Consider the following 21,368-nt stretch of genomic DNA (forward strand, 5'->3'; position numbering starts at 1 on the left):
GGGGGCGTTATCCCTTCACGGCGCCCGCGGTCAGACCCGCGGCCATCTTGCGCTGGACGAGGAGGAACAGGACGACGATCGGCACGGCCATCATGGTGGCTCCGGCCATCATCGGGGCGTACTCGGTGCCGTGCTTGGTGGTGAAGTTGCCCAGCCAGACGGTGGCCGTCTGGTTCTGCTGGCTCAGCAGCATGAGGGCGTAGAGGTATTCGTTCCAGGCCTGGATGAAGGCGTAGACGGACGTCGCGACCATGCCGGGGGCCAGCAGCGGGAAGACCACCCGGACGAAGGCGCCGGTGCGGCTGCATCCGTCGACCATGGCCGCCTCCTCCAGCTCCTTCGGGATGTTGACGATGAAGCCGCGCAGCGTCCACACCGTGAAGGGGAGGATGAAGGTCAGGTACGTGAGGATCAGACCGGAGAGCTTGTCGTACTGGTGCAGGTCGTTCAGCAGCAGGAAGACCGGGATGATCATGGCGACGAGCGGGATCATCTGCACCGCGAGGATGCCCACGATCACGATCTTGCGGCCGCGGAAGGCGAAGCGGGAGATGGCCAGCGCGGCCAGCATCCCGACCACGATGCCGATCACGACCACCGAGAGCGACACGATCAGGCTGCGGCCGACCGGGCCCCAGAAGTCGGCGATGTCCAGCGCGCGGCGGAAGTTGTCGAGCGTGAAGCCGGTGGGGAGCAGGCTCGGATCGGAGTCGATGGCGTCCTTGGCCGGCTTGATCGCCGTGTTGAGCATCCAGTAGACGGGGAAGCCCGCGGTGAGGAAGACGAACAGGCCGAGCAGGTTCCAGCCGAGCTTGGACTTGCGGGGCCCGGAGGACTTCCGCCCCGTGGCGGACTTGCGCCCGGAGGTGGCGACGGCGTCCGTGGTGGTCATTCGACCTCTCCGATCTGGAGCATCTGGCGCATGTACACGGCGACCACGCCGAGGAGCAGCAGCACGGTGAGCACGGCGATCGCCGACCCCTGCGCGTAGTCGTTGACGACGAAGGCGCGGTCGTACGAGTACGTGGTGAGGAGCTGGAACTCCGCCTCCGGGTGGCCGCCCCGCATGACGAAGACCTGCGGGAAGACGCCCATGTCCCAGATGACGGAGAGGGTCGTCAGCATGACGATGATCGGCTTGAGGATCGGCAGCGTGACGTGGCGGAAGACGCCCCAGGAGCCGGCGCCGTCGAGCCGTGCGGCCTCCTCCAGCTCGGCGGGGACCTGGGTGAGTCCGGCGCTGAGCGTGATGACCACGAAGGGCACCGCGCCCCAGACGACCAGGAGCATGATCACGCTCAGGCCCTGCGTCCCGCTGGCGAACCAGTTGTGGCCGATCATGTCGACGCCGGGAAGCTTGCTGAGCAGCGCGTTGAAGACGCCGTAGTCGGAGTCGAAGAGCCACTTGAAGACGGTGGTGGCCACGATGATGGGCATGCCCCAGCTGGCCACCAGCACGATGTTGATCAGTGTCTTCACCCAGCCGGAGACCCGCTGGAGGAGCAGCGCGATCAGCATGCCGATGACCATCGTGAAGACGACGGCGCCGCCGGCGAAGAGGACGGTCCGGACGACCACCGCCCAGAACTCGCCGTCCGAGAGCACGCCCTTGAAGTTGTCGAAGCCGACCGACTCGGCCGGCTGGAAGCCCCAGAGCTGGGACTGCCCGAACTTCTGGAAGGAGAGCGTGACCAGGCGCACCAGCGGATAGCCGAGGACCACCGCGAGGATCAGCAGGCACGGGGCGAGCAGGGCCCAGGGGGCCGCCGCCGTACCCGAGGTCCGCCTGACGCGTGGTGCTTTCACGGCGGCCGGTGGCGGTGCCTGCCGCGGTGGCGGCACCTTGGCAGGGGTGGTCGTGTCTGCGGCACTCATCGCGCGCTCCTCAGCGGTCCCTCAGGGTCGTACGAAAGCGAAGGCCCGTACGACCGGGCGTCAGGGGGTGAGACCCGGGCCGGGCCGTACGGGGAGGCAGGGCCCCGTCCCTCCGTGACGGAGGACCGACGGGGCCCTGCTCTCAGGTCACTACTTGGTGTTGATGACCTTGTCGATCGCGGCGTCCGCTTCCTTCGCGGCGTCCGCGACGGACTTCTTGCCGGTGCCGATGTTCTGCAGCATGGTCTGCAGGACCTGGGCCTTCTCGACCTGGCCCCAGCCCGGTGCCATCGGGACGAACCAGCTGGACTCGGCCGCGGTGGCCGGAACGGCCGTCTTCGGGTCGCTCTGCAGGCTGACCAGGTCGGTCTTGTTGTTGGGCAGGTTGCCCTTGCCCATCAGGACCTTCTGGCCCTTGGCGCCGGTGAACGCGTTGATCCACTCGGCGGCGACGGCCTGCGCCTTCGACTTCACCGGGACGGCGAGGTCGGAGCCGCCCAGGAAGACCGGGATGTTCTTGCCGGACGGGCCGGGCATCACGAAGTTCTCGAGGTTGCCCTTGAGCTTGCCGGTCTTGTCGCTCTTCGGGTCCTCGGCGGTCGCGCCCTCCCAGGCGGCACCGAAGATCATGCCCGACTTGCCCTGGCCGTAGACGATGTAGCGGTCGGACTCGTCCTTGGTCTTGTCGCCGTGCATGTACTTGTCGACGATGGTCTTGAACTCGTTGAGACCCTTGATCGACTCGGGCGAGGAGAGGTTGGCCTTCCAGGTGCCGCCCTCCTCCTTCGCGATGGAGCCGCCGGCGTCGTAGACGAAGGACATGGCCGCGTACCAGTCACGGGTGGGCTGGTACCAGGCGCTGAACTTGCCGCCCTCCTTCTTCTGGATCTTGTCCAGGTCGGAGGTGAGCTCCGCGTACGTCTTCGGCGTGGACTTCACGCCGGCCGAGGCGGCGATGTCCTTGCGCCAGTTGCCGACGCGGCCGCCGGCGTAGTACGGCACGCCGTAGGTCTTGCCGTCGTAGGTCACGGACTCCTTGAGTCCGTCCAGCCAGGCGCTCGAGTTGTCGAACTTCGACGCGTCGAGGGGGGCGAAGGCGCCCTTGACCATGTAGCCGAGCATCTCGGTGTTGCCCATCTCGACCACGTCCGGCGCCTTGTCGGTGGCGAGGACCGCGTCGAGCTTGGTGTTCTTGTCCGGCCAGCCGTAGTACTCGTGCTTGATCTTGATGCCGGGGTGCTTCGCCTCGATCGCCGTGTCGGCCTGCTTGACCAGCTCGGGCCAGTTGTTCTGCGCGTCGACCGTGAGCCAGACCGTCAGCTCCTTGGCGTCCGCGCCCTTGTCCGACCCCCCGGACTTGTCGTCGCTGCCACACGCCGCGACGGAGAACATCATGCCCGCGATACCGATCGCGGCTATCAGCTTGCGCTTCACGCCACCCTCCTCAGGGATGCCACAAACCCCCCTGCTCCCCCGCGGTGACATACGCCGTGTACCGCCCGTGGGGCCGGGACTGGACCAATGGTGTAGACCAGTACCCGGAGCTTGGCCTAGACCTAAGGGGGTGTCAAGGGTGTGTAAGCCCGTCCAGTCGGCCGTTATGGGACCTACATATGCAAGGACCTTTAAGTAGCCAAGCGGCACAAATTACGGTCGTGTTCACGGCCTGCGGAGGAACCGCTCACGGACCGTCCGCGGCGGCTCCGGCGTCACCGTCTGCACGCGATGGACTAGACCAACGGGTACGCCGACGGTATATAGAGGGGATCACGGAGCGTGCGGGGAACACGCGCACGACGAGCCGTGCCACGATGAGAGCCGTGGCCGACGACATGGCGGTCGCTTCGGCATCCGGAGCCGGGAAGGCAGAGCATGAGCACCGACGTCAGCAGTGCGGAGAACGAGGGTGGGGCGCCCATCCGTACCGCGCGCGTGCCCAAGTACTACCGCCTGAAGAAGCACCTGCTCGACATGACGGAGACGCTGCCGCCCGGCACGCCGGTACCGCCGGAGCGGACCCTCGCCGCGGAGTTCGACACCTCGCGCACCACGGTGCGGCAGGCCCTTCAGGAGCTGGTCGTCGAGGGCCGTCTCGAACGCATCCAGGGCAAGGGCACCTTCGTCGCCAAGCCGAAGGTCTCCCAGGCGCTCCAACTGACCTCGTACACCGAGGACATGCGTGCCCAGGGGCTCGAACCCACCTCGCAGCTGCTGGACATCGGCTACATCACCGCGGACGACGCCCTCGCCGGGCTGCTCGACATCTCCGCCGGCGGCCGGGTGCTGCGCATCGAGCGGCTGCGCCTGGCGAGCGGCGAGCCGATGGCCATCGAGACGACCCACCTGTCCGCCAAGCGTTTCCCCGCCCTGCGCAGGTCGCTGGTCAAGTACACCTCTCTCTACACCGCGCTCGCCGAGGTGTACGACGTCCATCTCGCCGAGGCCGAGGAGACCATCGAGACCTCGCTGGCGACCCCGCGCGAGGCCGGACTGCTCGGCACCGACGTGGGCCTGCCCATGCTCATGCTCTCCCGCCACTCGCTCGACCGGCAGGGCGAGCCGGTGGAATGGGTGCGCTCGGTGTACCGCGGCGACCGGTACAAGTTCGTCGCCCGCCTCAAGCGCCCGCAGGACTGAGCGCCGCGGAGCGTTCCTCGGGCACGGGGCACGGACCCCGTGCCCGACACGAACCCTCCACAGCCGCCACCGCGCTGCGGTGTTCCCTAAAGCCGGACCGTCCCCTAGATTGCCTGCGCGTTACCCAGGTGATCGATGAGGGGACGGAGACGACCTGTGTCAGACCTGCCCGAAGTGAAACCACCGGTGGTGACACCGGTACGTGTGGTGATCGGCCTGTGCCTGCTCGCGCCCTTCGTGGCGATGCTGTGGGTCGGCTCCTACACGAAGACCGAGCCGGCGTTCATCGGTATCCCGTTCTTCTACTGGTACCAAATACTGTGGGTACCCCTCTCCACGCTGCTGACCGTGATCGCGTACCAGTTGTGGCGGCGTGACCAACGGGCCCGCACCTCCGTGAAGGAGGGTGCGGAAGCATGAAAGACGGTGTGAACGGCGTCGCTCTCGGCGTCTTCATCTTCTTCTTCCTGGCCGTCACGGTCATGGGTTTCCTGGCCGCGCGCTGGCGCAGGGCCGCCGACGAGCACACGCTCGACGAATGGGGCCTGGGCGGACGGTCCTTCGGCACCTGGGTGACCTGGTTCCTGCTCGGCGGCGACCTCTACACCGCGTACACCTTCGTCGCCGTGCCCGCGGCGGTCTACGCGGCGGGCGCGGCCGGCTTCTTCGCCGTGCCGTACACGATCCTGGTCTATCCGCTGATCTTCACCTTCCTGCCCCGCCTGTGGTCGGTCTCGCACCGCCACGGCTATGTGACGACCTCGGACTTCGTGCGCGGCCGTTTCGGCTCCAAGGGCCTGTCCCTCGCCGTGGCCGTCACCGGCATCCTCGCCACCATGCCGTACATCGCGCTCCAACTCGTCGGCATCCAGGCCGTCCTGGACGTGATGGGCCTGGGCGGCGGCGCGTCCTCCAACTGGTTCGTCAAGGACCTGCCGCTGCTCATCGCGTTCGGTGTGCTGGCCGCGTACACCTACTCCTCGGGCCTGCGGGCGCCCGCTCTGATCGCGTTCGTGAAGGACACGCTGATCTACATCGTGATCGCGGTGGCGATCATCTACATCCCGATCAAGCTCGGCGGCTTCGACGAGATCTTCAAGGCGGCGGGCGCCAAGTACACGGCCGCGGGCGCCGGCGGGCTCGTCCCGGCCGAGGCGGGCCAGTGGACGTACGCCACGCTCGCGCTCGGCTCGGCACTGGCACTGTTCATGTATCCGCACTCGGTCACCGCGACGCTGTCCGGCCGCAGCCGGGAGGTGATCCGCCGCAACACCACGATCCTGCCGCTGTACTCACTGATGCTGGGGCTGCTCGCGCTGCTCGGGTTCATGGCGATCGCGGCCGGGGTGAAGGTCACCAACGGCCAACTGGCCATCCCCCAGCTCTTCGAGAACATGTTCCCGGACTGGTTCGCGGGCGTCGCCTTCGCCGCCATCGGCATCGGCGCCCTCGTCCCGGCGGCCATCATGTCGATCGCGGCCGCGAATCTGTTCACCCGCAACATCTACAAGGACTTCATCAATCCGGCCGCGACCCCGCGGCAGGAGACCAGGGTCTCCAAGCTGGTCTCGCTCCTGGTGAAGGTGGGTGCGCTGGTCTTCGTCCTGACCATGGACAAGACCGTCGCGATCAACTTCCAGCTGCTGGGCGGCATCTGGATCCTGCAGACCTTCCCCTCGCTGGTCGGCGGTCTCTTCACCCGCTGGTTCCACCGCTGGGCGCTGCTGGGCGGCTGGGCGGTCGGCATGCTCTACGGCACGATCGCCGCCTACGGGGTGGCCTCGCCGACCCAGAAGCACTTCGGCGGCAGCTCGAAGGAGATCCCCGGCATCGGGGAGATCGGCTACATCGGTCTGACGGCGTTCGTCCTGAACGTGGCCGTGGCCGTGGTCCTCACCTTCGCCCTCAGGGCGTTCAAGGCCCCGGAAGGCGTGGACGAGACCTCGCCCGGGGACTACACGGCCGACGCGGGCGACCCCGGCGTCGAGACGGAACTCCCGCCGGCCACGGCCGACGCGAGCCACTAGGACCCGCGGGGGACCTGTCCCCGCCTCGGGCCACAGGGACGGGGACAGGTCCCGCGACAGCCGCGGGCGGCGGGCCGCCGGGGGAAAAACGGCGGCCCCCCCCCCGGCCCGTCGGGCACACCCACACCCACCGGCCGCGGCCGCACGCGCCCCCGGCCCACCGAACACCCCCTCGGCGGCGGGGACGCGGCCCCCCCCGCGGCCGGGCGGGGGGGGGGGGGGGCCGCGGGGGCGGGGGGGGGGGGCGCCCCCCCCGCCCGCCGCCGGGGGGGGGGGGGGGGCGGCGGCGGCCCCCCCCCCCCCCCCCGCCGCCGTGCCGGTCGGGCACACCCACTCGCACGGACGTCGTCGTCAGGAGCGCCCGGCCGAAGGAGCACCCCGTCGTCGGCGGGATCGCGGCCCGGACCGCGGCCGGAGCCCCTTGCCGGAGCTCGACGGCATCCTGCCGCTCACCTACGAGTTGACGCTCCGACACACTCCGTAGCGCTCCCGGGCATCAAGCGGACACAAGATGTGGGGGCAGTCCCGAAGCCCGGCACAAGATGTATGCTCATGGTCGCTGTCGCCGCAGGGGAATCCGGTGCAAATCCGGAACTGTCCCGCAACGGTGTACTTGTGCGTGTTCGCGTCTGCGTGTGCCCGTACTCGCGTCAGTCCGAGGACCTGCCGACAGCGCGCCCCGGCCGTCCGGCCCGGGTGCCGACGACGTCCGGGCCTCGCGGAATGGGCCGGTGGACGCGGTGCGCTGCTGCCCGAAAGCGCTCCCGTGTGCCCCGCTCCCGCCCGTGAGGCCCCGTGCCGAGCTAGGAGAGCCACACGTGACCATCGCGCCAGCCGATCCGGCTTCAGTGACCGCGCAGCAGGCCCCGGTGGAGACCGACGGTCCCGGGACCGTGCTGCTGCGGACCCTGACGGAGCTGACCGCCGACCTCCCCGACGCCGACCCCGGCCGGGTCGCCGCCGCGGCGCTGCGCGGCCGGTCCGCCCGGGCCGACGAGGCCGAGCTGCGCGAACTGGCCACCGAGGCGGCCGCGGGTCTCATCTCCGAGGACCCCGCCTACTCCCGGCTGGCCGCCCGCCTGCTCGCGATCACCATCGCCGCCGAGGCCGCCTCCCAGGGCGTGAGCACCTTCTCCGAGTCGGTCGCCGTCGGCCACCGCGAGGGTCTGATCGCCGACCGTACGGCCGCGTTCGTGACGCTGCACACGGCCTCCCTCGACGCGCTGATCGACGCCGAGGGCGACGACCGCTTCGGCTACTTCGGGCTGCGCACGCTGCACAGCCGCTATCTGCTCCGGCACCCGATCACCCGCAAGGTCGTCGAGAGGCCCCAGCACTTCATGCTCCGGGTGGCCTCCGGTCTCGCGGAGGACGACACCGTCCGCTCGGTGGACGAGGTCGCCGCGCTCTACCGGCTCATGAGCCGCCTCGACTACCTCCCCTCCTCCCCCACGCTCTTCAACTCCGGCACGCGCCACCCGCAGATGTCGTCCTGCTACCTCCTCGACTCCCCGCTGGACGAGCTGGACTCCATCTACGACCGCTACCACCAGGTGGCGCGGCTGTCGAAGCACGCCGGCGGCATCGGCCTGTCGTACTCCCGCATCCGCAGCCGCGGTTCGCTGATCCGCGGCACCAACGGGCACTCCAACGGCATCGTCCCGTTCCTCAAGACGCTCGACGCCTCGGTCGCCGCGGTGAACCAGGGCGGCCGGCGCAAGGGCGCGGCCGCGGTCTACCTGGAGACCTGGCACTCCGACATCGAGGAGTTCCTGGAGCTGCGCGACAACACCGGTGAGGACGCCCGGCGTACGCACAACCTGAACCTCGCGCACTGGATCCCGGACGAGTTCATGCGCCGGGTGAACGAGGACGGCGTCTGGTCGCTGTTCTCCCCGGCCGACGTGCCCGAGCTGGTCGACCTGTGGGGCGACGAGTTCGACGCCGCCTACCGCAAGGCCGAGGAGGCGGGCCTCGCCAGGAAGACCATCCCGGCCCGCGACCTCTACGGCCGCATGATGCGCACCCTCGCGCAGACCGGCAACGGCTGGATGACCTTCAAGGACGCCGCCAACCGCACCGCCAACCAGACGGCGGAGCCGGGTCACACGGTCCACTCCTCGAACCTGTGCACCGAGATCCTGGAGGTCACGGACGACGGGGAGACGGCGGTCTGCAACCTGGGTTCGGTCAACCTGGGCGCGTTCGTGACCGGCGGGGACATCGACTGGGAGCGGCTCGATCAGACCGTGCGCACCGCGGTGACCTTCCTCGACCGCGTGGTGGACATCAACTTCTACCCGACCGAGCAGGCGGGCCGCTCCAACGCCAAGTGGCGTCCGGTCGGCCTCGGCGCGATGGGTCTGCAGGACGTCTTCTTCAAGCTGCGGATCCCCTTCGACTCGCCCGAGGCCCGCGCCCTGTCCACCCGGATCGCCGAGCGGATCATGCTCGCCTCGTACGAGGCCTCCGCGGACCTCGCCGAGCGCAACGGACCGCTCCCGGCCTGGGAGAAGACCCGTACCGCCCGCGGTGTGCTGCACCCGGACCACTTCGACGTCGAGCTGAACTGGCCGGAGCGCTGGGCCGCCCTGCGGGAGCGGATCGCCGAGGTCGGCATGCGCAACTCGCTGCTGCTGGCCATCGCGCCGACCGCCACCATCGCCTCGATCGCGGGCGTGTACGAGTGCATCGAGCCGCAGGTGTCGAACCTGTTCAAGCGCGAGACGCTCTCCGGCGAGTTCCTCCAGGTCAACTCGTACCTGGTGGCCGAGCTGAAGGCGCTCGGCGTGTGGGACGCGCAGACCCGTGAGGCGCTGCGCGAGTCCAACGGCTCGGTCCAGGGCTTCACCTGGGTCCCGCAGGACGTCCGCGACCTGTACCGCACGGCGTGGGAGATCCCGCAGCGCGGCCTGATCGACATGGCCGCCGCCCGCACCCCGTTCCTCGACCAGGCCCAGTCGCTGAACCTGTTCCTGGAGACGCCGACCATCGGCAAGCTCTCCTCGATGTACGCGTACGCCTGGAAGGCGGGCCTGAAGACGACGTACTACCTGCGTTCTCGCCCGGCGACGCGCATCGCCCGCGCGGCCCAGGCGCAGGCGCGGCCCGAGACCGTCATCCCCGTCCAGCAGGCCGCCGACCCCGACGCCGTCGCCTGCTCCCTCGAAAACCCCGAGTCCTGCGAGGCCTGCCAGTAATGAGCTCCGCCCACCCGTCGCCCGACCACCTCCCCTCAACGGCGGCACTGCGTGCCGACACCCCTGGATTCAAGAACCTGCTCGACCCGGGCTTCGAACTCACCCTGCGTCCCATGCGCTACCCGGACTTCTACGAGCGCTACCGGGACGCCATCAAGAACACCTGGACCGTCGAGGAGGTCGACCTCCACTCGGACGTCGCCGACCTCGCGAAGCTGACGCCGGGTGAGCAGCACATGATCGGCCGACTGGTCGCGTTCTTCGCGACGGGCGACTCGATCGTGGCGAACAACCTGGTGCTGACGCTGTACAAGCACATCAACTCCCCCGAGGCGCGGCTGTACCTGAGCCGTCAGCTCTTCGAGGAGGCCGTGCACGTCCAGTTCTATCTGACGCTGCTCGACACCTACCTGCCCGACCCCGAGGACCGCTCGGCGGCCTTCGACGCGGTCGAGAACATCCCCTCCATCCGCGAGAAGGCGCAGTTCTGCTTCAAGTGGATGGACTCGGTGGAGAAGCTGGAGCGGCTGGAGACCAAGGCCGACCGCCGCCGCTTCCTGCTGAACCTGATCTGCTTCGCCGCGTGCATCGAGGGGCTCTTCTTCTACGGGGCCTTCGCGTACGTCTACTGGTTCCGCAGCCGGGGTCTGCTGCACGGCCTGGCAACCGGCACCAACTGGGTGTTCCGCGACGAGACGATGCACATGAGCTTCGCCTTCGAGGTCGTCGACACCGTCCGCAAGGAGGAGCCGGAGCTCTTCGACGACCTGCTCCAGGAGCAGGTGACCGACATGCTGCGCGAGGCCGTGGAGGCGGAGCTGCAGTTCGGCCGTGACCTGTGCGGCGAGGGCCTGCCGGGCATGAACACCGAGTCGATGCGGCAGTACCTGGAGTGCGTCGCGGACCAGCGCCTGCAGCGGCTGGGCTTCGCGCCGGTGTACGGCTCCGAGAACCCGTTCTCCTTCATGGAGCTCCAGGGTGTCCAGGAACTGACCAACTTCTTCGAGCGCCGGCCGTCCGCGTACCAGGTCGCGGTGGAGGGCACCGTCGACTTCGACGAGGACTTCTGACCGTTCCGGTCGCCCTGATTGACCGTCACCGATGAGAGCCGGGCCGCCCGTTGCGGCCCGGCTTTCGTCACGTACTGCCCCCGCGCCTCCAATCACCGTTCCAATCCCCGTCCATGGAGCGGCAAAGTTCTTCCGGCACGGCTGTTCGCACGCCGTTCCCCCCGGTTACGTTCTGGCCGTCCCGTCACGCCACGCACCGCGGCACACCGGGACGACTGATTTGGCATGCCCATGACGTGTCTCTCCACGTTCACGCTACGCGCGTCACGGGCCCGCCCTTTCAGAGCGCCGAGAACCCCACTTCCGGCCCTGGCACCGCGAACGGCCTCACCCGGGCCGAAGCGGCGCCGGCCTCGAACCGATGGAGGCGACACCCCCATGCGTTCCCAGCGCCCGATACCCGCCGGCAGACCGGCCCGGAGCCTGCGAAGACTCCTCACCACCGCCCTCCCCGCCCTGGCACTCGGCCTCGCCGGGTTCACCGCGGCCCCGCCCGCGAGCGCGCAGGCCGCGCCGGCCCCCCACGTATCGCGCACCACCCAGAACGCCAAGGCCCTCACCGACCCCGCCCGGCAGACGGTCCACGCGACCGGCAGGGCCGGCCAGAAGGTCGCGACCGAGCACCTGTGCGCCGAGGCCGCCAAGCCCGGCCAGATGTCGTGCTTCGCCCAGCGCCGCACCGACATCGCGCAGAAGCTCGCGGCGAAGGTCTCCCCCGACGCCGCCGCCGCGGTGTCCGGCCTCAGCCCGGCCAACCTGCACAGCGCCTACAACCTGCCCTCGACGGGCGGCTCCGGCATGACGGTCGCCGTGGTCGACGCCTACAACGACCCCAACGCCGCCTCCGACCTGGCCACCTACCGCTCGCAGTACGGGCTGTCCGCCTGCACCGTGGCCAACGGCTGCTTCAAGCAGGTCAGCCAGACGGGCTCGACCACCTCGCTGCCCACGAACGACACCGGCTGGGCGGGTGAGGAGGCGCTCGACATCGACATGGTCAGCGCCGTCTGCCCCAACTGCAGCATCATCCTCGTCGAGGCGAACTCCGCGAACGACTCCGACCTCGGCGCCGCGGAGAACGAGGCGGTCGCGCTGGGCGCCAAGTTCGTCTCCAACAGCTGGGGCGGCTCCGAGTCCTCCTCGCAGACCAGCGAGGACACCTCGTACTTCAAGCACCCCGGTGTCGCCATCACCGTCTCCTCGGGTGACGAGGCCTACGGCGCCGAGTACCCGGCGACCTCCCAGTACGTGACCGCCGTCGGCGGAACCGCGCTCTCCACCTCCTCCAGCACCCGCGGCTGGACCGAGTCCGTCTGGAAGACGTCCAGCACCGAGGGCACCGGCTCCGGCTGCTCCGCCTACGACGCCAAGCCCACCTGGCAGACCGACACCGGCTGCACCAAGCGCATGGAGTCCGACGTCTCCGCCGTCGCCGACCCGGCGACCGGTGTGGCGGTCTACGACACCTACGGCGGCTCCGGCTGGGCGGTCTACGGCGGCACCAGCGCCTCCGCGCCCATCATCGCCGGCGTGTACGCGCTGGCCGGCACCCCGGGCTCCAGCGACTACCCGGCGAAGTACCCCTACTCCCACACCTCGAACCTGTACGACGTGACCAGCGGCAACAACGGATCCTGCTCCACCTCGTACTTCTGCACCGCGGGCACCGGCTACGACGGCCCGACCGGCTGGGGCACCCCCAACGGCACGGCCGCCTTCGCCTCGGGCACCAGCACCGGCAACACGGTGACCGTCACCAATCCGGGCAGCCAGTCCACGGCCACCGGCGGCACGGCGAGCCTGCAGATCTCGGCCACCGACAGCGCGGGCGCGACCCTCACCTACAGCGCGACCGGACTGCCGACCGGCCTGTCGATCAGCAGCTCGACCGGTCTGATCTCCGGCACCGCGAGCACCGCGGGCACCTACGCGGTCACCGTCACCGCCAAGGACAGCACGGGCGCCTCCGGGTCCGCCTCCTTCACCTGGACCGTCAGCACCTCGGGCGGCGGCACCTGCACCTCGGCGCAGTTGCTCGGCAACCAGGGCTTCGAGTCGGGCGCCACCGTGTGGAGCGAGACCAGCGGGGTCATCACCAATGACACCGGCGAGGCCACGCACGCCGGCTCGTACGACGCCTGGCTCGACGGGTACGGCTCGACCCACACCGACACGCTGTCCCAGTCGGTGACCGTCCCCAGCGGCTGCAAGGCCACGTTCACCTTCTACCTGCACATCGACACGGCCGAGACCAGCACCAGCACGGCCTACGACAAGCTCACCGTCACCGCGGGCTCCACCACGCTCGCGACCTACTCCAACCTCAACAAGGCTTCCGGGTACGCCCAGAAGAGCTTCGACCTGTCCTCCTTCGCCGGTTCGACCGTCACGCTGAAGTTCAGCGGCGTCGAGGACTCCTCGCTCCAGACCAGCTTCGTCGTGGACGACACCGCCGTCACGACCAGCTGAGCCGCGCCGGGGCCCCGGTCGCCGAGGCGGCCGGGGCCCTGTCGTGCGCGGGAGGAATCCTGCCGTGCGCGGGGAGGGATCCTGATCCCCCGGTGGCACGTCCAATCCCCGAGGAGGCCACCCCATGCGTCGAACGACTCACACCCGGACCATCGCCCTCACCGCCCTGGCCCTGCTGCTGGCGGGCTGCGGCACACAGGGCGGAGGCGACACGGGCGCCGGCGGCACCGTGTCGCCGCCCCCGTCCCCGACCGGCGGTACCCCGTCCCCGTCCCCGTCCCCGTCCCGTCCGGACTGCGCGAAGGCCGAGGGGGAGCTCGGTGCCGCCGACACCGGCCGTACGTACTGTCTGGCACCCGGCGAGACGATCCGCATCTCCCTGGACGGCACCAGCGTCCGGCCCTGGAAGCCCGTCGAGACCGACGGAAAGGCTCTGGAGGCCACCAACAGCGGGATCGTCCTCCAGCCGGGTGACGCCTCCGCCGCCTACCGGGCGGTCGCGCCCGGAACGGTCCGGCTGACCTCCTCCCGCCCGCTGTGTCCGAGCGATCCGGCCCGGATCTCCTGCAAGGGCCTTCAGGGGTGGACGGTCACCGTGGTCGTCCCGAAGACGTGAGACCGCCGCGGCGCACGTCCAGGGGCCCGAGGGCGGCCCGGACGTGCGCCGACGAGTGCCGTGGGGGCCGGGGCCGCCTCAGCGGGGCCGGGCCTTCAGACGTAGTCCGTGGGGCCGCAGCGTGATGCCGACGCGGGTCGCGTCACTGGACCCGGGCACCGGCTCGAAGCGCCACCGGGACGCCAGGGTCGCGGTGATCAGGGAGAGCAGCGCCATCGAGAAATGGTCGCTCGGGCACTTGCGGTTGCCCACGCTGAAGGGGCGCATCGCGTACTTCGGGATGTCCTCGGAGCGTTCCGGAAGCCAGCGGTCGGGATCGAAATCCAGATGCTCCCGGTACGACCGGGGGTCGCGCTGGATCGCGTACGGGCTGTAGACGATGTCGGCACCGGCCGGAATCCGATAGCCGCCCAGCTCGGTTTCGGCCACCGCGCGCCGCGTCAATATCCATACGGCGGGACGTAAACGCATCGCCTCGACGACGACATTGTTCGTGTGCGACAGCTTCCGGACGTCGCCGAATCCGACGGGGCGGTCTCCTGCGACGGACCGGACCTCTGCGGCCACTTTGTCCGCCTGTTCCGGATGTTCCGTGAGCACCTGGAGCAACCACATGATCGTGGAGGCGATGGTTTCACTGCCGGGAGTGAGTATTGCGACGACTTGGTCGTGGATCTCCTGTTCGTCTATGGGGTCGCCGTCGTCGTTCTTCGCTTCCAGCAATGCCGTCAGCAAATCGTTCGGCTTTTGACCAGATGCCCGCCGCTCGTCGATGATCTCGTCGACGAGAGCGTGCAGATCGGCCAATGCGCGGTCGAATGCGCGTATCGAGGGGAGCGGGAGCCGGTAGAGCGGTCCGGCGGGTATGACCATGCGGCGGTACATACCGCGGAACACGGTGGCGAGCGCGAGGCTCAGCCGCTCGGCACGCTCGTCCATGAACCGGCCGCGCAGCAGACAACGGGCGGCGACACGGACCGCGACGCGGAACGACTCGGAGGTGCAGTCGACCGCCGCGCCCCCCTCCCAGCGCTCCGCGAACGCCTTCGACTCCTCCTCCATGATCGGGCCGTACTCGGGGATGACGTCGGCCCGGAACGCGGGCTGGATCGTCCGGCGCTGGCGCCGGTGCAGCGCCCCGTTGGCCGTGGCGACACCCTGCTTGCCCAGCAGGCCTTCGAGCGACTCCCACAGGGGGCCGCCGATCTCGTAGTCGGGACTGAGCGCCAGCGCGCCGGTGAGCGCGGGGGTGGTGACGGCGTACACCGTCTTGGGTCCCATCCTGAGCCGGACGACATCGCCGTGGTCGCGCAGCCGGGCGAGGAAGCCCAGCGGGTCACGGACCAGTTTCCAGCCGTGCCCGAGGACGGGCATCCCTCCTCCGGCGAGGGGCGGGACGGACAGCTCCCGCGCCCCGGGCGCCTCGGGTCGTACCGAATCGACGGTCATTTCCCACCTGCCGCTTCATTGTTGACGTACGGGGGTGTGGAGCGGTCGTCCCAGCTGTCGACCATGTACCGGCCCGACTCGTGGTGGAACCAGTACACGGAGCTGAACCAGTTCCGCATGTTTCCGAGGCACGCCCTGACGGCGACACTCGTCTCTTTTCCCCTGACCGTGCCGTCCGCGAGCGACACGGCGAGCCGTAAGACATCCTTCTCGGCGACGAGGAATTGTTCCACGCATCCCTCTACCCGCCGCCTCAATTCGGCGACGGCTTCTTCGAGTGTCAGCCCCTCGTGGTGAATGAGACTGATTCCGAGATTGTGGACCTCGTCGCCCGCTATTTCTTTGGGAAGGGAACAGAGATCGTTGTACCAGGCGGCGAATTCCTGGCTGAGCAGGGCCGCCCGCCGGAATGCGGGATGCCGCCGTACGGATGCGGGGAGTTCACAGTCCGCGCTCGGCTCCAGCAGGTCGGTCCAGATCCGGTGCGCGAAAGTGAGCCGGCGGAGTTCCAGGTATTCGGAGACCGTGGGAACGGTGCCGGAGATCCGGTTCCGGAACTCCCGGTCGTACGCCTCGATCACCGCGTGGAAGTGGCGTGCGAACCGTTTGTTCCAGTTCTCGCCGAGGAACGAGTACAGCCGCACCACGCTGTCCGCGAACCCCGCGACCAGGGGATCCCGGTGGTGCAGATGGTCCCTGGGGGCATCGAGTGCCGCATGAAGCCGGAACCTGAGCTTCCGCCAGGCGCCCGCCCGGTGGTGGACGACATCGCGGTCGTGCCGGTCGTCCCAGACGAAGAACCACGCGCTGTAGTCCGCTATCGCCTGCAGGACCTCGTCGGGGGCGCCCATGTAGTAGCCCGCCATGAGGTCCGTGTAGCACAAACCGTCGGCGTACTCCGCGACCATGTCCGCGGGCATCAGGCGTTTTTCGAGGAGCCAGGTTCTGGTGTTCTCCTGGAGCCTCGGCCAATACGGGTGCAGTTGACGGGGAAACTCGGACTCGACCACCGGAAGAGAGAGCGCCGGTGGTACCGCGAGCGCTGTCGGTGAAGAGCCGTGTGAGAAAGCATGCACGAACAAACCCCTCTCAGCCGCCTGTTGGCGTCACACCCCTCCACCTGTGCCGGGCGCGCGCCGTTGCGTATCCCCGCACTTCCCATTCAGCACCACAACTGACCGTTCTGGGAACGGATTTGGCCCGCGGACTATGCGACCGTGCCGAGAATCTCCCCTTGTGTGACTGAATCTGGATCACCGAAGGAGTACAAAGGATCGAACATACGACGTACATGCGAACGGTGCCTGGTCAGGAGGATCACCTGTCCAAGCACCGTTCGAGCGGACCCACGAGAGACGCGCGTCACGCCGGTCAATTTATGTCACAGCGGCGCGGGACGCCCGGCGGAGCGACGGCTCAGTCGTTCGCCACGGTCGCGTAGCGGGGCTCGTTCTCGGCCATCTGCCGCAGCGCGTCCTTGCGGTCGCGCTTGGAGAGCCGGTCGATGTACAGGTAGCCGTACAGGTGGTCCGTCTCGTGCTGGAGGCAGCGCGCGAAGTAGCCCGTGCCACGCACCCGGATCGGGTTGCCCTTCTCGTCCTGCCCGGTGACCTCGGCGTAGTCGGGGCGGGCGAGCGGTGCGTAGGCCGTCGGCACGGACAGGCAGCCCTCGTTGCTCTCGTCCAGCTGGCGCCGGTCGGCGGGCAGGTCGACCGGCTTCGGGTTGCAGACCACGCCGACGTGCCGCACACCCTGGTCGTCCTGGCAGTCGTAGACGAAGACCTTGAGGTCGACACCGATCTGATTGGCCGCCAGGCCCACGCCCTCGGCGGTGCGCTGGCTCGCGAACATGTCGGCCACCAGCCGGTCCAGCTCGTCCCCGAAGTCGGTGACGTCCTTGCACTCCTTGTGCAGCACCGGGTTTCCGACCACCGTGATCGGGCGCGAGGTCCCGCGCTCGCGGTAGGCGCTCTCGCGCTCCTCGGCGTCCTCGGTGTCGATGACGAAGCCGTCGTCGTCCACGGGGAGCACGCCCACGTGCTGCTGATCGGTTTCCTGCTGCGCCATGACGACGTACGCCTTCCTCAGACCTTGTAATTTTCTGCGACTACAGCCTAAAGGTGCGTTCAGCAGACCTCTTCCAGATCCCGCCAGTCGCGGGAGTCCGGACTGTCGGCGACCCAGCCGTCGAGCAGGCCCCGCACCAGCGAGGCGGGCGCCGCGAGCCCGCACTCCCGCTCGGGCACCCACAGCTGCCCGTCGGTGCGATGGCCGAGCGGACCCGGGTGGCCCGGCTCGCTGTGGTCGTGCGGGTCGAGGTGTTCCTCGTCGCCCTCGTCGGACGGCATCCGGGACTCGGAGCACATCCGGCACAGCAGCCGCACCGACGACGACCAGTCCTCCGCGGCGAAGCCGGCGTCGGCGGCGAGCCGCTCCAGCGCGTCCCGGTCGTCCTCGGTGGCCGCCTCGAGCAGGACGACCCAGGTCGGCACCGGTGAAGGGGCCCACAGCTCGATCTCGTCGAAGACCGGGTAGGCGTGCCCGGCGGCCGTGGTCCGCTCGCCGTGCGGAACGCCGTCGTGCAGCACGACCTCGCCCCAGCGGCGCCCGGAGGACGGCAGCGGGATCGACAGCACCTCCAGGCGGGCGGGGTCCAGCCGGCGCCCCCACACCACCTCGGCCTCGCCCTCGGGCGACAGCCGGACCGCCGCGCTGCCGAGGTCCATACCCGTCGGCTCGCCGGAGACGGCGGCGCCGCCGGGCACCCGCAGCCCGTACGCCTGCCAGGAACGCCGCGCCAGCGGCCAGTCCTGCAGGGCGGTGGCCGCGATCCCCACGTTCCACCAGTCGGGTGCGCCGGCCTCCCGGTCGAGCAGGGCCACGGCCCGCAGGCCCGCCGCCCGCGCCTGTTCCCAGTCGTGCCGGAACTTGTGCAGCAGGGCCAGGTTGAACCAGGACTCGGACAGCCAGGGCTCCAGGTCCGCGGCACGCGTCAGCAGCGCTCCCGCGTCCTCGTACCGGCCGTCGCCGATCAGCGTGAACGCACGGTCGGTGGCCTGCCGCCATGAGGCGGAGGGCCGGTGTCGTCCCTTGCCGAAGATCCTCACGATTCCCGCCTGCCAGTTCCTTGCGATTCCCGCCTGCCGGTCCTGCGAAGAGTCCCTGGGAGGCAGTGCAGCCCCGGGCCGGCCCGTGCCCCCTGACACCCTCTCCCTCGCATCCAACCACGTACCCTCGGACGGCCGCTCATTACCCATGGGTTACCCAGACCGGGGCAGGGTCAGACCGGCCCGGGACAGGACCCGGGCCAGCGACTCCACGACCTCCGGCTGGTAGTCGCGGGCCGTGGCCAGCCGCAGCCTCTCCAGCGCGGTCAGCACCCCTGTGGGCCCCGCCTCCCGGGCCATCTCCTCGTACGCGTTCACGGTCCGCACGATGCGCGCGGTGACCGGCTGGTCCCGGTACGGGTCCGCCTGCCGCTCCACCACGACGGCGACCTCGGCCTCCACCCCGGTCTGCCGTACGACGGCGCCGCCGAGCAGCGCGATCCGCCGCTGCTCCTCCGCCGGGAGCGCGGCGGTGGCGCCCGCCGGTACCGGGTCGACCAGGCTGAGCTGCCCGATGTCGTGCATCAGCGCCGCGTACTCCAGGACGGTGAGGTCCGGCTCCGACAGGCCCAGCTCACGGCCCACGGCCCTGCTGAGGGCGGCCACCCGCCGGGCGTGCCCGGCCGGTGTGTACCCGGCGATCTCGGTCGCGCGCGCGAGGGAGGCGATCGTCTGCCGGTAGGTGACCCGCACGGCCGCGTAGCGCCGGAAGGACAGCTGGGTGAGCAGCAGCGGCAGTGAGAAGACGGGCAGGGCCCACAGCCCGGTCACCGCGACCGCGAGGGCCATCACGACCCCGGTCGCGCACACGGCCGAACCGATCCCGAGGGTGGCCCGCAGCTCGTCGCGCAGCAGCGGGCCGAACGGCCACCGGGTCCGCGCGTGGGCCGTGGCCGCCGCGAGCACGGCGTCCCACAGCGTGGTGAGGACCAGCAGCGCGACCAGCAGCAGAGCCTGGGCCGGGCCGCCCCACTCCATCAACCTGCCCCGGTCGTAGAGGGGTTGGAAGCAGACGGCGGCGAAGGCGACGGTCAGGACGCGGCGGGCGAGACGATCGGGCTCCGGCCCCGCTCCCCGCGCCACGTACGGAACGCAGCCGACGAGGGCCGCCGCCACGACGACGGCGACGACCTGGAGGACACCATGGCCGGTGCGGTGCCCGGCGTTCTCGCCGAGCAGCGCGTACGCGAGGGCTCCGGCCGCTCCGAGGGGCGCGGACTCCCGCTCCTCGGCCCCGCTCCACCGGGCGAGCTCGCCGACGGCGATGAGCACGCCGAAGGCCAGCGCCGTCCCGCGTTCGTCGAGTCCGTCCCAGAGGGTGACGCCGAGGGCGAGGAGCGCGAGGACCAGGGCCAGGCCGTGCACCGCGGTGAGCAGGACGGGGGCCCTTCGGGCCGACGGGAGACGCGCGGGACGGGCGGTGACCGCGCGCCGGGGGACGGTGGTGCTCACGGCGCGCTCCGTCCGACGGTGCCGGACGGATGCGCGGGCGGCATGCCGGGCACGACGGCCGGGGCGATGTCCGCGGTCACCGCGGGATGCCAGCCGTGCCGGTCGAGCGCCCGCGCCAGCGCCGCCACCATCCGGGCGTCGAACTGCGTCCCCGCGCACCGCCCCAGTTCCTCCAGGGCCGCCGGCACCGGGCGGGCCCTGCTGTAGGACCGGGTCGACGTCATGGCGTCGAACGCGTCGGCGACAGCCACCACCCGGGCGAACTCCGGGATCTGGGTCCCCGCGAGCCCGTACGGATATCCGCTCCCGTCGAGGCGTTCGTGATGGTGCAGGATCGCCGAGCGGGCCTCGCCGAGGAACCCGATCCCGCGGACCATCTCGTGCCCGTACTCGGGATGCAGTTCGATGACGCGGCGCTCCTCGGGGGTCAGCGGTCCGTCCTTGCGCAGCAGCCGGGTGGGGACGCCGAGTTTGCCGACGTCGTGCAGGATCCCGGCGAACCGCAGCACCTCGACGCGCTCGTCGTGCATGCCCAGCTCGCGGGCGATCAGCACGGACGCCCGGCCGACCCGCTCGCTGTGCCCGCGGGTGTAACCGTCCTTGATGTCGACGGCCTGGACGAGGGCGCGGATGGTGGCCTGGTGGGCGGCCCGTTCGCGGTGGTACTGGGCGAAGACCCAGCAGGACACGTACATCGGCAGCAGGACCAGCAGCGCGGCGACGGGTCCGTACGGGCTGCGCCACAGCACCGCCATCATCAGCCCGGCGAGGCCGTGCACGGCGACCGGTGCCAGCGAGCGCGCGAACAGACCGTGCCAGGCACCGCGTACCGGAGCACGCTCGGCGAGCGCGAGGATCCCGCAGTCGAGGACGGTGAGCACGGCGCAGAAGGTGAGCACCGCGGCTCCGGCGGGCACCAGCGCGTAGGGAAAGTCGGGGGCGACGAGCGCGTCCCGGCCGCCGAGCGCCCCGTACACCCGGGAGGCCGCCCAGGCGGCGACGGCGAGCTGGGCCGCGCGCCAGATCCGGCGCGGGCCGCGCGGGCGCTGTTCGACCCGGGCGAGCAGGGCCCCGGGCAGGGCGACGAGGGCGGCTGCGGACGGGGGCAGCAGGAAGGCGCCGGCCAGCAGGACGGGGAGGAAGGTGCCCATTCCCTGGGTGGTCTCGCCGGCGCCGCGCGGCCGGAGCGGCAGCGTGACGCGCTCGCAGCCCGCGTACAGCACGGCGAGCAGCGCGACGATCCCCCAGGGGACGCGCAGGTGCGGCAGGGGAGCCAGGCAGGCGAGCGCCAGGAGAGCGACACCGGCCACGTACGCACGGGCCCACGCCGGAACCGAACCCATCCCCGAAAACCTCCCCCGTACCCCCGATCTCAGGCCCGGAGCCTAGAGCGGGAAAAAGGGGGCGGGGACGGGTATGTGCGAATCCGCGGGCTGCGGGCCCGCGGATTAGCACGTTCGGGTGAT

Annotated in this window: 16 protein-coding genes and 1 riboswitch; of the genes, 7 read left to right on the plus strand and 9 right to left on the minus strand. The window is 70.1% G+C overall.

The window, feature by feature from the left end; all coding sequences use genetic code 11:
- Nucleotides 1–7: 7 nt before the first annotated feature.
- The 3 genes from ACH4S8_RS16805 to ACH4S8_RS16815 form a co-directional block, all read right to left on the minus strand.
- Nucleotides 8–892 (minus strand): carbohydrate ABC transporter permease, encoded by an 885-nt coding sequence (locus ACH4S8_RS16805; protein WP_398394480.1) that lies wholly within the window; start codon nt 890–892, stop codon nt 8–10.
- The gene (locus tag ACH4S8_RS16810; RefSeq protein ID WP_398394482.1) at nt 889–1,875 is read right to left on the minus strand and encodes a carbohydrate ABC transporter permease; all 987 of its coding nucleotides are present in this window, start codon (nt 1,873–1,875) and stop codon (nt 889–891) included. The genes ACH4S8_RS16805 and ACH4S8_RS16810 overlap by 4 nt, the downstream gene beginning before the upstream one ends.
- A gap of 150 nt (nt 1,876–2,025) precedes the next feature.
- Complete coding sequence (locus ACH4S8_RS16815) at nt 2,026–3,309, minus strand: extracellular solute-binding protein (RefSeq protein WP_398394484.1); 1,284 nt, start codon at nt 3,307–3,309, stop codon at nt 2,026–2,028.
- Between the two features lie 438 nt (nt 3,310–3,747).
- On the opposite strand from ACH4S8_RS16815, the gene ACH4S8_RS16820 reads away from it, so the two are divergent.
- The 7 genes from ACH4S8_RS16820 to ACH4S8_RS16850 all read left to right on the plus strand — a co-directional run bounded on the left by ACH4S8_RS16820 (nt 3,748) and on the right by ACH4S8_RS16850 (nt 13,894).
- Nucleotides 3,748–4,512 carry a GntR family transcriptional regulator gene (locus tag ACH4S8_RS16820; RefSeq protein ID WP_103554145.1) on the plus strand — a complete coding sequence of 255 codons (765 nt, stop codon included), beginning with the start codon at nt 3,748–3,750 and terminating at the stop codon, nt 4,510–4,512.
- 156 nt (nt 4,513–4,668) lie between these two features.
- Nucleotides 4,669–4,932 carry a DUF3311 domain-containing protein gene (locus ACH4S8_RS16825; RefSeq protein ID WP_398394487.1) on the plus strand — a complete coding sequence of 88 codons (264 nt, stop codon included), beginning with the start codon at nt 4,669–4,671 and terminating at the stop codon, nt 4,930–4,932.
- Nucleotides 4,929–6,539 (plus strand): monocarboxylate uptake permease MctP, encoded by a 1,611-nt coding sequence (gene mctP / locus ACH4S8_RS16830; protein ID WP_398394489.1) that lies wholly within the window; start codon nt 4,929–4,931, stop codon nt 6,537–6,539. Before ACH4S8_RS16825 ends, mctP begins: the two co-directional genes overlap by 4 nt.
- A 536-nt stretch (nt 6,540–7,075) precedes the next feature.
- Nucleotides 7,076–7,225: riboswitch (cobalamin riboswitch) on the plus strand.
- 132 nt (nt 7,226–7,357) lie between these two features.
- A complete protein-coding gene (locus ACH4S8_RS16835) occupies nt 7,358–9,739 on the plus strand; it encodes a ribonucleoside-diphosphate reductase subunit alpha (RefSeq protein WP_398394491.1) in 2,382 nt (793 codons plus the stop codon).
- Complete coding sequence (locus ACH4S8_RS16840) at nt 9,739–10,809, plus strand: ribonucleotide-diphosphate reductase subunit beta (RefSeq protein ID WP_398394494.1); 1,071 nt, start codon at nt 9,739–9,741, stop codon at nt 10,807–10,809. The genes ACH4S8_RS16835 and ACH4S8_RS16840 overlap by 1 nt, the downstream gene beginning before the upstream one ends.
- A gap of 378 nt (nt 10,810–11,187) precedes the next feature.
- Nucleotides 11,188–13,278 (plus strand): putative Ig domain-containing protein, encoded by a 2,091-nt coding sequence (locus tag ACH4S8_RS16845; RefSeq protein ID WP_398394496.1) that lies wholly within the window; start codon nt 11,188–11,190, stop codon nt 13,276–13,278.
- 124 nt (nt 13,279–13,402) lie between these two features.
- Nucleotides 13,403–13,894 carry a hypothetical protein gene (locus tag ACH4S8_RS16850; protein WP_398394498.1) on the plus strand — a complete coding sequence of 164 codons (492 nt, stop codon included), beginning with the start codon at nt 13,403–13,405 and terminating at the stop codon, nt 13,892–13,894.
- A 78-nt stretch (nt 13,895–13,972) separates the two neighbouring features.
- Here the strand turns inward: ACH4S8_RS16850 and ACH4S8_RS16855 are convergent, their stop codons facing one another.
- The 6 genes from ACH4S8_RS16855 to ACH4S8_RS16880 form a co-directional block, all read right to left on the minus strand.
- Nucleotides 13,973–15,343, minus strand: coding sequence for a cytochrome P450 (locus ACH4S8_RS16855; protein WP_398394500.1), 1,371 nt, complete (start codon nt 15,341–15,343; stop codon nt 13,973–13,975).
- Nucleotides 15,340–16,419, minus strand: a complete 1,080-nt coding sequence (gene cyc1, locus ACH4S8_RS16860) for an epi-isozizaene synthase (protein ID WP_398394502.1) — start codon at nt 16,417–16,419, stop codon at nt 15,340–15,342. Before cyc1 ends, ACH4S8_RS16855 begins: the two co-directional genes overlap by 4 nt.
- A 340-nt stretch (nt 16,420–16,759) precedes the next feature.
- Nucleotides 16,760–17,410 (minus strand): peptide deformylase, encoded by a 651-nt coding sequence (gene def, locus ACH4S8_RS16865; protein ID WP_398394505.1) that lies wholly within the window; start codon nt 17,408–17,410, stop codon nt 16,760–16,762.
- Between the two features lie 59 nt (nt 17,411–17,469).
- A complete protein-coding gene (locus ACH4S8_RS16870) occupies nt 17,470–18,450 on the minus strand; it encodes a tetratricopeptide repeat protein (protein WP_398394507.1) in 981 nt (326 codons plus the stop codon).
- 153 nt (nt 18,451–18,603) lie between these two features.
- On the minus strand, nt 18,604–19,827 hold the full coding sequence (locus ACH4S8_RS16875; RefSeq protein WP_398395052.1) for an HD-GYP domain-containing protein: 1,224 nt from the start codon (nt 19,825–19,827) through the stop codon (nt 18,604–18,606).
- A gap of 71 nt (nt 19,828–19,898) precedes the next feature.
- The gene (locus ACH4S8_RS16880; protein ID WP_398394509.1) at nt 19,899–21,245 is read right to left on the minus strand and encodes an HD-GYP domain-containing protein; all 1,347 of its coding nucleotides are present in this window, start codon (nt 21,243–21,245) and stop codon (nt 19,899–19,901) included.
- Between the last annotated feature and the right edge of the window lie 123 nt (nt 21,246–21,368).

Source organism: Streptomyces sp. NPDC021080 (assembly GCF_044333225.1).
Lineage (GTDB): Bacteria > Actinomycetota > Actinomycetes > Streptomycetales > Streptomycetaceae > Streptomyces.

What these genes read in the sequence shown, in the direction of transcription:
- ACH4S8_RS16805 (WP_398394480.1), bottom strand. Translation starts at nt 892, where the DNA reads ATGACCACCACGGACGCCGTCGCCACCTCCGGGCGCAAGTCCGCCACG.
- ACH4S8_RS16810 (WP_398394482.1), bottom strand. Translation starts at nt 1,875, where the DNA reads ATGAGTGCCGCAGACACGACCACCCCTGCCAAGGTGCCGCCACCGCGG.
- ACH4S8_RS16820 (WP_103554145.1), top strand. Translation starts at nt 3,748, where the DNA reads ATGAGCACCGACGTCAGCAGTGCGGAGAACGAGGGTGGGGCGCCCATC.
- mctP (WP_398394489.1), top strand. Translation starts at nt 4,929, where the DNA reads ATGAAAGACGGTGTGAACGGCGTCGCTCTCGGCGTCTTCATCTTCTTC.
- ACH4S8_RS16840 (WP_398394494.1), top strand. Translation starts at nt 9,739, where the DNA reads ATGAGCTCCGCCCACCCGTCGCCCGACCACCTCCCCTCAACGGCGGCA.
- ACH4S8_RS16845 (WP_398394496.1), top strand. Translation starts at nt 11,188, where the DNA reads ATGCGTTCCCAGCGCCCGATACCCGCCGGCAGACCGGCCCGGAGCCTG.
- ACH4S8_RS16850 (WP_398394498.1), top strand. Translation starts at nt 13,403, where the DNA reads ATGCGTCGAACGACTCACACCCGGACCATCGCCCTCACCGCCCTGGCC.
- ACH4S8_RS16855 (WP_398394500.1), bottom strand. Translation starts at nt 15,343, where the DNA reads ATGACCGTCGATTCGGTACGACCCGAGGCGCCCGGGGCGCGGGAGCTG.
- def (WP_398394505.1), bottom strand. Translation starts at nt 17,410, where the DNA reads ATGGCGCAGCAGGAAACCGATCAGCAGCACGTGGGCGTGCTCCCCGTG.
- ACH4S8_RS16880 (WP_398394509.1), bottom strand. Translation starts at nt 21,245, where the DNA reads ATGGGTTCGGTTCCGGCGTGGGCCCGTGCGTACGTGGCCGGTGTCGCT.